We start from the raw sequence: 16,062 nt of genomic DNA, 5'->3' as shown, positions 1-16,062 counted from the left end.
ATAGGTATGTGATAGACAAAATTGCCGATCACATGCCCGTATCATCAAAAGTTATTTTACACGAAACTGCATAAAAAATACAGTCTCTAGATAAATCTCTTCACGAGACTACCTTGCTTTAAGAAATTATTCAGCTTTTCCGCCGTTTTTCTTAATGATTTCTTCTTGAACAGATTTCGGTACGTCTTCGTAGTGGTCAAATACCATCATGAATGTACCACGACCTTGAGTTGCTGAACGCAATGTAGTCGCGTATCCGAACATTTCTGCCAATGGAACGATTGCATTAACGATTTGTGAATTACCGTGTGCTTCCATTCCTTCGACACGTCCGCGTCGGCTTGTTACGTGTCCCATGATATCACCTAAGTAATCTTCTGGTACAGTAATCGTAACTTTCATCATTGGTTCAAGGATCACAGGACGTGCGTGTTTTGCAGCAGCTCTTAGAGCCATTGATGCAGCAACACGGAACGCTGTTTCATTTGAATCGACGTCATGGTATGAACCATCGTAAAGTTTTGCTTTGATATCCACTAATGGGTATCCAGCAAGAACACCGTTATTCATTGATTCTTCTAATCCTTTTTCAACTGCTGGGATGTATTCACGTGGAACCACACCACCAACGATTGCGTTTTCGAATTCGAAGCCTTTTCCTTCTTCGTTTGGTGTAAATTCAACCCATACGTGACCGTATTGACCTTTACCACCAGACTGACGTACAAATTTACCTTCCGCTTTTGTTGCTTCACGGAATGTTTCGCGGTAAGAAACTTGAGGCGCACCAACGTTTGCTTCAACTTTAAATTCGCGTTTCATACGGTCTACTAATACGTCCAAGTGCAACTCACCCATACCTGAGATAACTGTTTCACCTGTTTCAACGTTTGTTTCAACACGGAATGAAGGATCTTCTTCTGCAAGTTTTTGCAACGCAACACCCATTTTATCTTGGTCAGCTTTTGATTTAGGCTCAACAGCGACTTGGATAACTGGTTCTGGGAATTCGATTGATTCAAGGATAACTGGTGCATCTAATGCACACAATGTGTCCCCTGTTGTTGTATCTTTCAATCCAACAGCAGCGGCGATATCACCTGAATACACTTTGTCGATTTCTTGACGTGTGTTTGCGTGCATTTGTAGGATACGACCGATACGCTCTTTTTTGCCTTTTGATGCGTTCAATACGTATGAACCACTTTCAAGGACACCAGAGTAGACACGGAAGAAAGTTAGACGACCTACGAATGGGTCAGTCATTACTTTAAATGCTAATGAAGCAAAAGGAGCTTCGTCATCTGCAGGACGAGTTGTTTCTTCGTCTGTTTTTGAGTCAATACCTTTGATTGCTTCAATATCAAGTGGTGATGGCAAGTAATCAAGAACAGCATCCAACATCAATTGGACCCCTTTATTCTTGAATGCTGAACCAGCTAACACAGGGAAGAACTCAACGTTGATTGTTGCACGACGGATACCAGCAATCAATTCTTCTTGAGTGATTTCTTCACCTTCAAGATATTTCATCATTAGTTCTTCGTCTGTTTCAGCAACAGCTTCGACTAATTTTTCACGCCATTCTTGTGCTTGTTCTGCATATTCTTCAGGAATTTCAGTTTCTTGGATGTCTGTGCCTAGATCGTTTGTGTAGATCTCTGCTTTCATCGTTACCAAGTCAATGATACCTGTGAAGTTATCTTCAGAACCGATTGGCAATTGGATTGGATGCGCGTTCGCTTGTAAGCGATCGTGCAATGATTTTACTGAGTATAAGAAGTCTGCACCGATTTTATCCATTTTGTTACAGAATACGATACGAGGTACTCGGTACTCAGTTGCTTGACGCCAAACAGTTTCAGTTTGAGGTTCAACACCTGATTGTGCATCAAGTACAGTTACAGCACCATCCAATACACGTAGAGAACGTTGAACTTCGATTGTGAAGTCTACGTGTCCTGGTGTATCGATGATATTTACGCGGTAACCTTTCCACTGCGCAGTAGTGGCAGCAGATGTAATCGTGATACCACGTTCTTGTTCTTGTTCCATCCAGTCCATCTGTGAAGCTCCTTCGTGAGTTTCACCGATTTTATGGATTTTACCAGTATAGTACAAGATACGCTCTGTTGTTGTAGTTTTACCTGCATCAACGTGAGCCATGATACCAATATTACGAGTTTTTTCTAGCGAAAATTCTCTTGCCATTTTCTTACTCCTCTCTTTGTTTAAATCGATTGTAAATTGACTTTCTGCTGTGGGATTAGCCGACAGACAGAGAGGATCTTACCAACGATAATGAGCAAATGCGCGGTTCGCGTCTGCCATTTTGTGTGTGTCTTCGCGTTTTTTAACAGAAGCTCCAGTATTGTTTGCAGCGTCCATGATTTCTTTCGCTAAGCGTTCTTCCATTGTGTGTTCACCGCGCAAGCGAGCGTAGTTAACTACCCAACGTAGCGCTAAAGTCGTACGACGTTCAGGGCGAACTTCAACTGGTACTTGATAGTTTGAACCCCCAACACGACGTGCTTTAACTTCAAGAACAGGCATAACATTGTTCATTGCTTGTTCAAACACTTCTAATGGATCGTTACCTGTAGATTCTTTGATCAAATCAAAGGCATTATAGATAATATTAGCAGCAACACCGCGTTTTCCGTCAACCATTACACGGTTGATCAAGCGAGTTACTAATTTTGAGTTATAAATAGGATCTGGTAAAACATCACGTTTTGCAACAGGACCTTTACGTGGCATCCGTAACTCCTCCTTCCGAAATATTCTTCATAGTTGATCGAACGACTATTATATAGTAGGTTCGATTTTCATTTGTAGTAAATAATTAAAATTAAGCTTTAGGTCTTTTCGTACCGTATTTAGAACGGCTTTGTTTACGGTCGTTCACACCAGCAGTATCTAGTGCACCACGAACGATATGATAACGTACCCCTGGTAAGTCTTTTACACGTCCACCGCGTAATAGTACCACGCTATGCTCTTGTAAATTGTGACCAATCCCTGGGATATAAGCAGTAACTTCAATTAAGTTTGACAAACGAACACGAGCATATTTACGTAAAGCTGAGTTCGGTTTTTTAGGTGTCATTGTTCCCACACGTGTAGCTACCCCACGTTTTTGAGGAGAGTTCACGTTTGTTTGAGTTTTCTTAAAGCTGTTATATCCTTTGTTCAAAGCAGGTGAATTAGATTTTTCCACCTTTGATTTACGAGGTTTACGTACTAATTGGTTAATTGTAGGCATTCCTAGTTCCTCCTTCCCACGATTCACATCTAGTTCCACACATCCAGGTGGTTCTTTTTTTGCGATAAAAAATAAATGCAGTTATGCATCTTTATCAAATATGCTTTGATAAACAGTCAGCACGTCTCTTAACAGAGACCTGTAGATAAAGCACCTTGGTTAGAATATCACGGATAAAAAAGAATGTCAACCAAACATATACATTTTTTTCTATCCTATAAAAATTGTGTTATGCTCTCTATCTTTTTCGATTAAATCAAGCTAAAATAGCAGTTAAAGAGCTATAAAAATGCTGGAGGGATAGAAATGAACTTAAAGCAATTAGTAGGCATTAAAGCTGCAGAATTTGTTGAAGATGGCATGATCGTTGGACTTGGAACTGGTTCTACTGCCTATTATATGGTAGAAGAAATTGGCCGACGCATGCGCGAAGAAGGATTGAAAATCACTGGTGTCACTACTTCTAGCGGTACAAAAGCACAAGCAGAAAGCTTAGGTATCCCTTTGAAAAGTATTGATGAAGTCCCAGTCGTCGATTTGACGATCGATGGTGCCGATGAAATCAGTGCCGATTTTCAGGGGATCAAAGGTGGCGGTGCTGCTCTTTTATTTGAAAAGATCGTTGCATCTTATTCAAAACAAACGATCTGGATCGTCGATGGATCAAAAATGGTGGATCAACTTGGGCGCTTTCCACTCCCTGTCGAAGTCATCCCCTATGGTTCTCAACAACTGATGCGTCTTTTTAAAGAAAAAAACTATCAGCCTGTATTACGTCAAACAGAAACTGGTGAGACCGTCGTAACAGATAGTGGGCACTATATTATTGACCTTCATTTAGAACGAATCGAAGATCCCGAAAAATTAGCGACTTATTTGGATCAATTAGTCGGTGTCGTCGAACACGGCTTGTTTTTAAATATGGTTTCAAAGGTTGTCGTTGCCTCTGAAAATGGCGTGTCTGTACTCGATACTCCCTTTCAAAAATAATGCGAAAGAGATTCGTTGAAAATGCCTAAAAAAACTATCTTTTTCAGTTACTTTATGCTACATTTTTACTTGTCTCAAACACTTAGAAAACTTTGCTAGAAAGGAATCACCATGAAGATTATCGGTTATGCACGTACAACTATTAATGATGTCGATTCGACGGCTCAAATGCAAAAACTCTCTGATTTTGGTTGTCACGAAATTTTTCACGAAACGTATGGTCAAAAAGACAGTTTATCTGACGCCATTTGTTTAGAAAAAGTCATCGAAAAAATGGAGCAAGGCGATACATTAGTGATTTGCCAGCTTCATCATCTAGGAAAATCGACAAGACAACTAACAGAATTCACGAAATTATTTAAAGACCGTGGGTTACATCTAGTCAGCATCACAGAAAAAATCGATACTCGCGAACCTATGGGGACGGTCTACTTCCAATTGATGGAAGGATTAGCTGAGATGGAGTGTGCATTGATCAAAGAACGCACGCTGATTGGATTAGATGAAGCACGCAAAAAAGGAAAAATCGGCGGACGACCAAAAATCGATGCCAAAACAATCAAAAAAATTCGTCGTCTCTACTATGAAAAGAAAGAAACGATCCAATTTATTTCTTCAAAATGTGGCGTTTCAGTCGGCACTTGCTACAAATATATCAACCTACCTGAAAAAGAGCTTCAGCAATTATTCAATTAATTAGCAAGTACAAACCCGTTGATTTCAATAATTGATCGAAAGAACCCACACTAAACAAACAGAAATTATTTTACTTAATAGATAAAAAGGTTGTCAAACAAGTTTTTTGAGTGAAAGCTCTGTAATAACGCTTGTTTACAGCCTTTTTTTTAGTTCGTCTGTGGTCTTTTAAACAAACAGCTTTCATTTTACAATGGAAATCTTATGAAAAACATTGTACAATAAGGCAGAACTGAAATTTTCAGAAATAACACTTATTTTAAAGGAGAGTTAAACATGCCAAAATTAGTTTTTTCTCGTCACGGTCTTAGCGAATGGAATGCATTGAACCAATTTACTGGTTGGGCAGATGTAAACCTAGCACCAGAAGGAATCGAAGAAGCAAAAGAAGGCGGACGTAAAATCAAAGAAGCTGGAATCGAATTTGATGTTGCTTATACTTCTGTATTAACTCGTGCCATCAAAACTTGTAACTTGATTTTAGAATACTCAGATCAACTTTGGGTACCACAAATCAAATCATGGCGCTTGAACGAACGTCATTATGGTAAATTACAAGGATTAAATAAAAAAGAAACAGCAGAAAAATATGGTGACGAACAAGTTCACATCTGGCGTCGTTCATACGACACTCTTCCTCCATTAATGGAAGCAACTGATGAAGGTTCAGCAGCAAACGATCGTCGTTATGCAATGTTAGACAAACGCGACGTACCTGGTGGGGAAAACTTGAAAGTTACTTTAGAACGCGCATTGCCATTCTGGCAAGACGAAATTGCACCAGCTTTGTTAGACAACAAAACTGTCTTAGTTGCTGCACATGGTAACTCTTTGCGTGCATTAGCAAAACACATCGAAGGAATCTCTGATGAAGACATCATGGATCTTGAAATCCCAACAGGTCAACCGCTTGTTTATGAATTAAACGACGACTTGACTGTCATCAAAAAATACTACTTATAATCAATAAGCGGATTATAAGTAAGACAGCTCCCTCATTTCCTATTATTATAAGAGATGAAGGGACTGTTTTTTTTAGACATTGGATAAACTGTAGTCTTAGCTATTTAATGCTCAGAGTATCAATGTTACTAGGTAAAGAAGCTTATTCTTCATATACAAGTAATGACTAAAAAATAATATAGACACTACCCATATTATTCCCCAAGCGATAGTGTCCACTTTCTTTAATGTTTTATTGTTAATACTCATCTAACTAAACGAATAAATAGTAAGATTGACATCTAAACTTATATACTACTTAATGTGAAATTGTCTATTCGATAAAGTAGATGAAGATGATTATGTAAAAAATATGCTCATACTTTTAAATAAGAACTACATCTCAATTGTAATAATTCCTAACTCAATCCCACGTACTACAGCTGTAACGGTAGAGTGAACATTTAACTTGTTGAAAATGTGTTGCATATGAGTTGAAACCGTCCGTCGACTACTATAAATAATTTCAGCAATTTCTTGTTGGCTCTTACCTTGAGCTACCAACTGCAAAATTTTTTTTCCGTTTTTGTTAAACTTACATATATTTTTTCATATTCTGGAAAAATAGTATCTCCCCCATTTACTAGATGAATCTTCGTCACGAGATCTTCCACTGAACTTGTTTTATTGACAAATGCTTTTGCCCCCATGTTTATTGCTTCTTCATAATTTCTTATCAATGTGCTACCTGAAAGAAACATTAGTTTTGTTTCTGGAAACAACTTGAGTATTTTTTCCCCTTCTTCTAATCCATTTTTCTCACCTAACCGAATATCCATCAACACAATATCTGGTTTTTCTTGCTTGACTACTTCAAGACAATCTTTACGGTGATTACATGTAACAAAGTGATCAAAATACTTCCTTAAATATAATTCAAGGCTTTGTAAAAAAAGTTCATGGTCATCAAATAAAATAATTTTCATTACTATCTGTCATCCCTTTCGATTTAAATCGATGAAATACTCCGATAATTCTAAATAAAAACACAGTGCTATTTCTAAAGAGCATTGGTAATTTATATAAGGTGTGGAGAATAGCTAAGAAGATAAGCCAATAATTTCCCTTGAAAACTTTTTCTCAAGTTTCCTCTGTTGATTCAGTGACTATATTTATACCAAACTGTATCTCCCTGATAGTTCTCTATTACACAATAATTGAACACAAAAGCTTACAAAAAAACTCTCTATTTTTATGCCTACTCGTTTTTAAATAGGTAAAACGAGAAATAAAATAACTCACATTGCTTATTTTAAAAAGCATTTTTTTATTCTACAATTAATGTTGTCAAGAGATAGAACAACTCAGCATTTTAAAATAGTGGATACTTTTACATACAAGAAATGCATACTTTGATACAAAAAACACTATTATAAAATAAATAATTTTTTTGGAAAGAAGGAATAATTGATCATGAAAAAAATGTTAAAGAAGTATTTTATTGCTAATTTGGGACTACTCTGTATGTTATCCGTCATATTCCCCTCAACCTTAACCGCTTATGCTTCCGAGCTTCCAGAAGAACAAAAAGCTACTGTAACACGTGTTTCAAATGATACGTGGCTAGCATTTGAACAAGAGTTCAATCAAATGATTCAATCAAAAAAACAATTAACCGGAAATACTTCACTTTCTGAAGAAGAAGCATTTTACTTAATAAACAAATACGATGGGGCGCAATCAACTGTCTATATTTCAGGCAGAGCTTCCTACTCAGAAATGTTTAAAACAGGGGGTTATAATGCTTTTGCTTCTTCAAAATCTTCCATGGCTAATCTTCGCGACGACTATGGAACCTGTGCAACGTTACTACAATCTGTAGGGGTTCTCGGAGGAGCAATGGCTGGAGGACCAGCAGGCGCATTACTTGGATTAATTGGCTCTACAATATTAGGTACTCGCTTTAGAGATGCAAATTCTGATATGAAGAAATGGATCAATGTTGGATCATCAAAAGGTGGCTGTCGCATCACAGCTACAGATGAGTTCCCTATTGCAAGTTTGAATACACTAACACAAAGTCCAATTCAAAAGCTATGATCTTAGGAAAGATTTTAATAGTGGTAGTCTATCTCTTCTCGCTATACAGCTATTACTATTACAAGATCAAGAAAGGTAAGGAGACAAAATTAAGTAGAATCGGATTAGTTCTGTATACCTTGTTTGTTATGATTTGTCTTTGTATACTTTAAATTTCCTTTTTTAGGTTATGAATCAATCAGTAATCCATTCTGAATAACTCGAAAGATCCATAATATTAGACATTTTACTGATAGCCCAGCCTAGCTATTCTTTCTAAGCTGGGCTATTTATTAGCTCATAAATAGCGAGAGGACAAATAGATTATATAAGCTATGTAACATAATAGCAGGTAATATATTGTTGGTTTTCACGTATAGATATGTTGTAGCTAAAGTCAAAAATAGAATTTGGACCATTGCTAATAAATTTCCGCCATATGTAAAGCTATGCCCATAGAAAAACAATCCTGTTGAAACCAACCCATACACTATTTTTAACCAATTAGAATCAGTTATACTCAAAAATAGGTAACGGTAAACTATTCACTTATTAGGGCAATCACTATGACAGAAAATAGAACAACACTATCGTAATTTTGTGAGACTACTTCAAAACTACCAAATACAAGTACCATATATATAAAATTCATCACTAACAAAAGTAGCAAAGTGAATCCTACTTGTTTCAACATTGACAGATTCAGACCTTGTAATGCTCGATTTAATTCGGACATGCAAAGTAAGTAAATAAATAAAATCATTATCAGATTTAGAATCAATTGGTTATTTTCTAATAATATGAGAATGGTCTTACTTCTTATTATTCCGAAGTTTGTTATACAAAAAATGGTTATCCAGACAGTTAGAATGATACTTTTATTTAGAGTTAACCGAATGTGATCTACCTTCATCTTGACCACCAATTAATCGAACGATGAGTCATCTTGTCCCCCTTCTCACCGTCTCCTGAAAAAGCAAGCAGTAATCGCATAGATAGTTAAAACACTGTCATTCTCTTTCTTATCGCATTCCTAACATATAATGCTTATATTTATTAAACAAACAATATCTTCTTATATCTCCCCTCCAATTTATCAACTTACTATGTAAAAGTACTGTTTGTTGTTTTCATCCTACTTTTCTCAATTATCTAAAAACATTAAGTATTACTTATTTTCATTATACCCCTTCCTTTTTTTGTATAGCAAGGTGCAGAGAAAGAAACCTATTAGTAAAATCTTGTACAGATAACATTTGTATTTTTTATCTACTAGTAACCTACAGTAACACTTACGCAAAAAGCGTAAAAGCCAAAATAGTTCCCTATTATGACTTTTACGTTTAATCAAATTCTTTCATTACAATTACTACCCTTGAATCGCCGTTTCCAATCCTACTTCAATCATGTCATTGAATGTTGTCTGACGTTCGCTGGCAGTTGTTTCTTCACCGGTGATCAGATGGTCACTGACCGTCATGATCGCTAATGTTTGCACTTGGTATTTTGCACCTAGATAATACAACGCAGCAGCTTCCATTTCCACGCCCATCACACCAAGTTCTGCTAACTTGAATGTCTCTGTCAAATCGTCTTTGTAGAAAGAATCTTCTGATAGTACATTGCCAACGTGTGTAGTAAAACCTTTTTCTTTCGCTACTTCGTATGCTTTCAACAACAAGTCAAAATCACAGATTGGTGGAAAATGGAACGCGTTGAAATTCTTTTCGATCATAGAAGAACTTGTCGCGGCTCCTTGTGCTAAGACCAAGTCACGAACGTGTACGTCTTTTGACAAGGCACCACATGTGCCAACACGAATCAATTTTTTTACGTCATAGGAATTGACCAACTCATGCGCATAGATCATCGCTGAGGGCATACCCATTCCTGTTCCTTGAACAGAGACTCTTTCCCCTTTATACGTTCCAGTATAACCAAGCATACCGCGTACTTGGTTATAGCAAACGGGATTCTCTAAAAAAGTTTCTGCAATATACTTCGCTCTTAGTGGATCGCCAGGAAGTAAAATCTTGTCTGCGATTTCTCCTGGTTTTGCTTCAATATGAACACTCATTTCCGGACCTCTCAATCAATTTTTTATAGTAAAGAAAGTGTTTCTTTGATCAATGATTTAAATGTTTGTTTGACTCTCTCAGTTGTTTCAACGACTTCTTCGTGATTCAAGTTTGCTTGCATACCAGCAGCCAAGTTAGTGATACAAGAAATCCCTAAGACCTTCAATCCGCTATGAGCTGCAACAATGACTTCTGGTACAGTCGACATGCCCACTGCATCTGCACCCATCACGCGAGACATGCGAATCTCAGCTGGTGTTTCGTACGTTGGACCGGAATAGCCCATATACACGCCTTCTTTTAATTCTACGTCCAATGATGTCGCTGCTGCTTTTGCCATTTCGCGATACGCTTTTGTATAAGCTTCACTCATATCAGGGAAACGAGGCCCCATTTCTTCGTCATTAGGCCCAATCAATGGATTTTGACCTGTAAAGTTGATATGATCCGTGATCAGCATCAAATCACCTGGTGCAAATGATTCATTCACGCCACCACACGCATTGGTCACAACAACTGAATGCGCGCCTAGCGCAGCCATCACTCGCACAGGATAAGTGACTGTTTGCATAGAATGACCTTCATAAAAATGGAAACGTCCTTGCATCGCCAATACTTTTTTGCCTGAAAGTGTTCCGTAAACAAGTTGACCTGCATGTCCAACGACTGTCGAAGTTGGAAAGAACGGAATCTTATCATAAGGAATCACGATTGCTTCTTCGATCTCCTCTGCTAATTCACCTAAACCTGAACCTAAGATCATGCCAAAATCGATCGTTCCGACACCTTTGCTTTTGATAAACGCAGTCGTCTCTTGTAACATCTCATTTAATTTCATTGTTTTTCTCCTATATATAAAATTTTGATTATTCTATCTTACATAATAAAGCCAATGATGATTCATTGATGGATGATGCACGTCGTTATTTCAATAGTTTTAAAAAACTTTCGCCATTTTCAGTTGCTGCTACGTTAAAGTTTTCGGCAATCGTTGCAGAGATATCCGCATAATAACCTTGTGGTAAACTACCTTGCCCACTCATTTGTTTACTATAAGCAAGTAATGGCACGTATTCGCGAGTATGGTCAGTACCAGTGAAAGTTGGATCATTCCCATGGTCAGCGGTGATTAATAATAGATCATCGTCAGCCATTGCATCTAATAATTCTGGAATACGCAAATCAAAATCTTCGATAGCACGCGCATAACCAACCACATCGCGACGATGACCGTATAACGCATCAAAATCGACTAAGTTTGTAAAACTCAACCCAGTGAAGTCTTGTTTCATCACATTCAATAATTGATCTACACCGTCCATATTGCTCTTTGTACGAACAGAATCGGTGATGCCTTGGCCATTGAAAATATCATTGATCTTACCGACTGCAATAACATCTTTGCCGGCTTCTTTCAATGAGTCTAAAACCGTATGTCCAAATGGATCTAATGCGTAATCGTGACGGTTGCTTGTTCGCGTAAAGTTACCTGGCTCACCAAGATATGGACGGGCAATGATCCGACCGATCATATAAGGATCATCTTTTGTAATTTCACGAACATATTCGCAAATCCGATAAAGTTCTTCTAAAGGAATAATTTCTTCATGTGCAGCAATTTGTAACACTGGATCAGCTGACGTATAAACGATCAAGTCGCCGGTGTTCATTTGATGTTCACCAAAGTCGTCAATGACTGCTGTTCCGCTATAAGGTTCGTTACAAACAATTTTACGTCCAGAGAATTCTTCGATTTTCTTCAATAATTCATCCGGGAAGCCGTTTGGAAAAACACGAAATGGTGTTTTGATATTCAAGCCCATGATTTCCCAATGTCCTGTCATTGTATCTTTGCCGACAGAAACTTCTTCCAATTTGGTCGCATACCCTTGATGATCTTGCACTGCTTCGACCCCTTCTAAAGGACGAATCGTTCCTAATCCAAGTTGCTCCAAATTCGGTATCGTCAACCCAGCTTCTTTAGCAATATGACCTAATGTATCCGAACCTTTATCTCCGAATTTTTCAGCATCAGGTGCTTCTCCGATTCCGACTGAATCCATGACGATCAAATGTACGCGTTTAAACATGAGTATTCCTTCTTTCTATTTATTTTCTTTATAAAGTAAAAAGGGCGAGCCGAAAAAAACTTCCCGTAACCCGCCCTTTTTAATCACTAAACGATTATTTGGATTTTATATAATTCTTACCGTTGGCTTTTGGTCCAGATGCTTTACCTAAGAACGCCACTAAAACGATAATCGTTAATAGATAAGGCGCAATTTGTAGTAAAACTGGTGGAATTGAAGAAATCACTGGTAATTGCGCGCCGATGATACTCAAACTTTGTGCAAAACCAAAGAATAAGGATGCACCCATCGCACCTAGTGGATTCCACTTACCAAAAATCATTGCAGCCATTGAGATGAACCCTTGACCGACAATCGTTCCTGCTGAAAAGTTCCCAGAGATCGATTGAGCGAACACAGCTCCACCCATGCCTCCAAGAAGACCAGAAATCAAGACACCTGAATAGCGCATCGCATATACATTGATCCCTAGTGTATCTGCAGCTTGAGGATTTTCCCCAACAGAACGTAAACGTAAACCAAATTTAGTTTTGAAGATGACGAACCATGCGATAACAGCAATTAAAATCGCACAATACGCTGGTAAAAATGTATTTCTAAAGAAAATTTGACCAATCACTGGAATCTCAGATAATCCAGGAAATGAAAAGTAACCTAAGTTTTGTGAGATATTGTCTGTTTGTCCTTTACCATACCATGCTTTGATCAAAAATACACCTAAAGCAGGTGCCATCAAATTGATGACCGTTCCGCTGATGATATGGTCTGCGCGCAAGCTGATTGTTGCGACTGCATGGATCAAGGAAAAGAGAACACCAACTACGCCACCGACTAAAATAGCAATCCAAGGAGTCATTGAGCCTAATGTGTCACTCATCGTCAAGTTGAAGACGACCGCACTAAACGCCCCCATCACCATGATGCCTTCTAACCCAACGTTGACGATCCCGCTTCGTTCAGAAAACGTTCCGCCTAAGGAGGTTAAAATCAACGGTGTTGAATAAACAAGTGTTGATGTAAGGATCAAGGAAATCAGTTCTACTGTTGACATTACAGCTCTCCTCCTTCTTGATTTTGTTGATTTGGTTTCGTTTCAATCGTTGCGACGATTTCCTCTTGTTTTTTCCCTTGGAAGAATTTCGCCATAAGGAAACGAATCAAGAAGTTGATCCCCACGAAGAAGATGATCAAGGCAATCGATACATTGACGATTTCAAATGGTACTCCAGCACCAGTCTGCATTCCTAATCCACCGATTTTTAGGACACTGAATAATAGCGCAGATAACAAAATCCCAATCGCAGAACCAGAACCTAATAATGACACGGCCATACCATCAAACCCGATGGATAATGAGGTTGTCTGTACGAAGAAGTTTTGATATGTTCCTAGTCCTTCGACCACACCACCTAGTCCGGCTAATCCACCAGAGATAACCATAGATAAGACAATTGTTCGTTTACTACTCATTCCCGCATATTCAGAGGCATATGGATTCAATCCAACAGAACGGATCTCAAAGCCTAAGGTTGTTTTCTTCATGACGATCCATACAACCACTAACGCAATCAGTGCCAAGAAGAGTCCGCCATTCACACGAGAGCCTCCAAACATCTGGGTCAGCCAAGGAATACGTAAAGATGCATTCTCACTGATCATATTTGAAGAGTCTAAACTTGAACGATAAGATTCAGGCATTATTTCATGAAGTGTATACGTACTTAAATAGAGTAAAATATAATTCATCATGATCGTTACGATAACTTCACTTGTTCCAAAGAACGCACGTAACAATCCTGGAATAGCTGCGGCCATTGCCCCAGCAAGTGCACCTAAAATCACGCACATTGGCAAGAGAATGATTTTTGGTAGATCTGGAAAAGCTAACGCGGTCCAAATGCTTATGATCCAGCCACACAGTGCTTGTCCAGAAAGCCCGATATTAAAGAATCCGGCTGAATTTGCAACAGAAAAACCTAAGGCTGTAAAAATCAAAGGTGTTGCTTGTCTTAATGTTTCACCGATACTTCGTTGTGAACCTAACGAAGCATTCAACATGGAAGAATATCCTTGGATTGGATGGTAACCAAAGGCAACCATCAAAATAGCACCTAGAATCAACCCTAAAATAACCGAAAATATAGGCACTAGCAGATTACGGAACCTTTCGCTACGATCATTCATGTGTGTCACCAACCTTTTCTAACTCTCTACGTGCTTCTTCTAAAGTATACCCCGCCATCAATAGACCTAGCTCGTTTTCAGATGTTTCTTTTGGATCAACGATCCCCACGATTTTTCCTTGATGGATTACCGCAATACGATCGGACACATTTAAAATTTCTTCTAATTCAAAACTAATCAATAAAACTGCTTTGAACTTATCACGTTGCTCAATCAAACGTTTATGGATAAACTCGATTGCACCAACATCTAATCCACGTGTTGGATTCGCAACAATCAGTAGATCAGGGTCACGATCGATCTCGCGAGCAATGATGGCTTTTTGTTGGTTCCCACCAGATAAAGCTTTCGCTGGTACTAATTCGTTCGTTGTCCGCACATCATACTCATCGATTAAATCTCTAGCATGTTCATTCATCACACCATAGTTCAACAGACCATTTTTACTATACGGTTTTTGATAGTAGGTTTGCATGGCAATATTTTCAGATAAAGTCATATCAAGGACCAAACCATATTTATGTCGATCTTCTGGCACATGTCCTAGCCCAGATTCGGTGATTTTACGTGGTTTTTTATTCGTGATCTCTTCGTCTTTCAAACGAATCGTTCCACTTTCTACTTTACGTAAACCGGTTAACGCTTGAATCAACTCCGATTGTCCATTTCCATCGATTCCAGCAATACCTAAGACTTCCCCTGCTCGGACTTCCAGACTCAAATCTTTCACTGCTTCTAATCCGCGGTTTTCTTTAACTACAAGATTTTCAACAGAAAGCACCACTTCTTGTGGACGTGCTTCTTTTTTCATTGTTTTGAATGAGACGGTTCTTCCGACCATCATATCGGCTAACTGTTGCGAAGAAACATCTTTCACATTGACCGTTCCAATCCCTTGACCACGACGAATGACCGTACAACGATCGGCAACTGCTTTGATCTCATCTAATTTATGTGTGATCAAAATGATTGACTTTCCTTCTTTGACTAACTCTTTCATGATCACGATCAATTCATCGATTTCTTGCGGCGTCAGTACGGCTGTTGGCTCATCAAAAATCAAGACATCTGCACCACGATAGAGTGTTTTTAAAATCTCCACACGTTGTTCCATACCGACAGAAATATCACGAACGTACGCATCCGGATTCACTGCTAAGCCATATTGCTCAGATAATCGTTTGATTTCTTCCCGGGCTTTCTTACGGTTCAAGATACCGCCTGTACTTGGCTCACTACCTAGTACGATATTTTCTGTTACTGTGAATGCATCGACTAACATAAAGTGTTGATGCACCATTCCGATCCCTAATTGATTGGCTTTCGTCGGGCTCGTGATGTTTACTTCTTTGCCGTGCATCAAAATCTCACCTGATGTTGGCTCTAAAAGACCGGATAAAACATTCATTAACGTTGATTTACCTGCACCATTTTCACCAAGCAAGGCATGGATTTCTCCTGCTTTCACTTGAAGGTTGATGTTGTCATTTGCTTTGAAAGTACCGAATTGTTTCGTGATATTTCGCATTTCGATGACAATATTTTCTTGATCCACATTTTTCACATCCTAACAATTTATATCCAGACGACATTGTTTAAAAAATAAAAGGGACGATGACGATCGTTCACAAAACGTCGCTCATCGAGTAACCAAAATCCAAGGAGCTAAGCTACTTGTTACAAGTTGTTCCCTTATCCAAATCGGGATACCTAGCAACTTGCATAAAAAAACAACATG

At 38.5% G+C, this 16,062-nt stretch carries 16 protein-coding genes; 4 read left to right on the top strand and 12 right to left on the bottom strand.

Annotation, left to right across the window (positions count from 1 at the left end; genetic code table 11):
• Window positions 1–126 precede the first annotated feature (126 nt).
• The 3 genes from fusA to rpsL form a co-directional block, all read right to left on the bottom strand.
• The gene (gene fusA, locus IGJ95_RS00415) at window positions 127–2,211 is read right to left on the bottom strand and encodes an elongation factor G (protein WP_010734473.1); all 2,085 of its coding nucleotides are present in this window, start codon (window positions 2,209–2,211) and stop codon (window positions 127–129) included.
• Between the two features lie 78 nt (window positions 2,212–2,289).
• Window positions 2,290–2,760 (bottom strand): 30S ribosomal protein S7, encoded by a 471-nt coding sequence (gene rpsG / locus IGJ95_RS00410; protein WP_010734474.1) that lies wholly within the window; start codon window positions 2,758–2,760, stop codon window positions 2,290–2,292.
• A 91-nt stretch (window positions 2,761–2,851) separates the two neighbouring features.
• A complete protein-coding gene (gene rpsL, locus IGJ95_RS00405) occupies window positions 2,852–3,265 on the bottom strand; it encodes a 30S ribosomal protein S12 (RefSeq protein ID WP_010734475.1) in 414 nt (137 codons plus the stop codon).
• A gap of 306 nt (window positions 3,266–3,571) precedes the next feature.
• Here rpsL and rpiA point away from each other — a divergent pair, with 306 nt between their 5' ends.
• The 3 genes from rpiA (at window position 3,572) to IGJ95_RS00390 (ending at window position 5,914) form a co-directional block, all read left to right on the top strand.
• Window positions 3,572–4,255, top strand: a complete 684-nt coding sequence (gene rpiA, locus IGJ95_RS00400; protein WP_010734476.1) for a ribose-5-phosphate isomerase RpiA — start codon at window positions 3,572–3,574, stop codon at window positions 4,253–4,255.
• Window positions 4,256–4,366: 111 nt separating this feature from the next.
• Window positions 4,367–4,951, top strand: a complete 585-nt coding sequence (locus tag IGJ95_RS00395; RefSeq protein WP_010734477.1) for a recombinase family protein — start codon at window positions 4,367–4,369, stop codon at window positions 4,949–4,951.
• 276 nt (window positions 4,952–5,227) lie between these two features.
• A complete protein-coding gene (locus tag IGJ95_RS00390) occupies window positions 5,228–5,914 on the top strand; it encodes a 2,3-diphosphoglycerate-dependent phosphoglycerate mutase (protein WP_010734478.1) in 687 nt (228 codons plus the stop codon).
• A gap of 375 nt (window positions 5,915–6,289) precedes the next feature.
• Here IGJ95_RS00390 and IGJ95_RS00385 read toward each other — a convergent pair whose 3' ends face one another.
• Both IGJ95_RS00385 and IGJ95_RS00380 read right to left on the bottom strand, forming a co-directional pair.
• Complete coding sequence (locus tag IGJ95_RS00385) at window positions 6,290–6,457, bottom strand: helix-turn-helix transcriptional regulator (protein WP_375148586.1); 168 nt, start codon at window positions 6,455–6,457, stop codon at window positions 6,290–6,292.
• Entirely contained in the window at window positions 6,451–6,879 is a 429-nt protein-coding gene (locus IGJ95_RS00380; protein WP_010734479.1) for a response regulator, read from the bottom strand. Before IGJ95_RS00380 ends, IGJ95_RS00385 begins: the two co-directional genes overlap by 7 nt.
• 487 nt (window positions 6,880–7,366) lie before the next feature.
• On the opposite strand from IGJ95_RS00380, the gene IGJ95_RS00375 reads away from it, so the two are divergent.
• Window positions 7,367–7,993 (top strand): hypothetical protein, encoded by a 627-nt coding sequence (locus IGJ95_RS00375; RefSeq protein WP_010734480.1) that lies wholly within the window; start codon window positions 7,367–7,369, stop codon window positions 7,991–7,993.
• 272 nt (window positions 7,994–8,265) lie between these two features.
• Here the strand turns inward: IGJ95_RS00375 and IGJ95_RS00370 are convergent, their stop codons facing one another.
• From IGJ95_RS00370 to IGJ95_RS00340, 7 genes are all read right to left on the bottom strand, one after another.
• Window positions 8,266–8,517 carry a CPBP family glutamic-type intramembrane protease gene (locus IGJ95_RS00370; RefSeq protein ID WP_080637952.1) on the bottom strand — a complete coding sequence of 84 codons (252 nt, stop codon included), beginning with the start codon at window positions 8,515–8,517 and terminating at the stop codon, window positions 8,266–8,268.
• A gap of 824 nt (window positions 8,518–9,341) precedes the next feature.
• Window positions 9,342–10,049 carry a purine-nucleoside phosphorylase gene (gene deoD, locus IGJ95_RS00365; RefSeq protein WP_010734481.1) on the bottom strand — a complete coding sequence of 236 codons (708 nt, stop codon included), beginning with the start codon at window positions 10,047–10,049 and terminating at the stop codon, window positions 9,342–9,344.
• A 23-nt stretch (window positions 10,050–10,072) separates the two neighbouring features.
• Entirely contained in the window at window positions 10,073–10,888 is an 816-nt protein-coding gene (locus tag IGJ95_RS00360) for a purine-nucleoside phosphorylase (RefSeq protein WP_010734482.1), read from the bottom strand.
• An 85-nt stretch (window positions 10,889–10,973) separates the two neighbouring features.
• Complete coding sequence (gene deoB / locus IGJ95_RS00355; RefSeq protein ID WP_023518897.1) at window positions 10,974–12,140, bottom strand: phosphopentomutase; 1,167 nt, start codon at window positions 12,138–12,140, stop codon at window positions 10,974–10,976.
• A 94-nt stretch (window positions 12,141–12,234) separates the two neighbouring features.
• On the bottom strand, window positions 12,235–13,191 hold the full coding sequence (locus IGJ95_RS00350; RefSeq protein ID WP_010734484.1) for an ABC transporter permease: 957 nt from the start codon (window positions 13,189–13,191) through the stop codon (window positions 12,235–12,237).
• Window positions 13,191–14,324 carry an ABC transporter permease gene (locus tag IGJ95_RS00345; protein WP_010734485.1) on the bottom strand — a complete coding sequence of 378 codons (1,134 nt, stop codon included), beginning with the start codon at window positions 14,322–14,324 and terminating at the stop codon, window positions 13,191–13,193. The genes IGJ95_RS00350 and IGJ95_RS00345 overlap by 1 nt, the downstream gene beginning before the upstream one ends.
• Complete coding sequence (locus tag IGJ95_RS00340; RefSeq protein ID WP_019723072.1) at window positions 14,317–15,879, bottom strand: ABC transporter ATP-binding protein; 1,563 nt, start codon at window positions 15,877–15,879, stop codon at window positions 14,317–14,319. The genes IGJ95_RS00345 and IGJ95_RS00340 overlap by 8 nt, the downstream gene beginning before the upstream one ends.
• Window positions 15,880–16,062 lie beyond the last annotated feature (183 nt).

The sequence above is a fragment of the Enterococcus sp. AZ156 genome, assembly GCF_051714165.1.
Lineage (GTDB): Bacteria > Bacillota > Bacilli > Lactobacillales > Enterococcaceae > Enterococcus_B > Enterococcus_B pernyi.
This window is presented reverse-complemented; position numbering and strand designations above follow the sequence as displayed.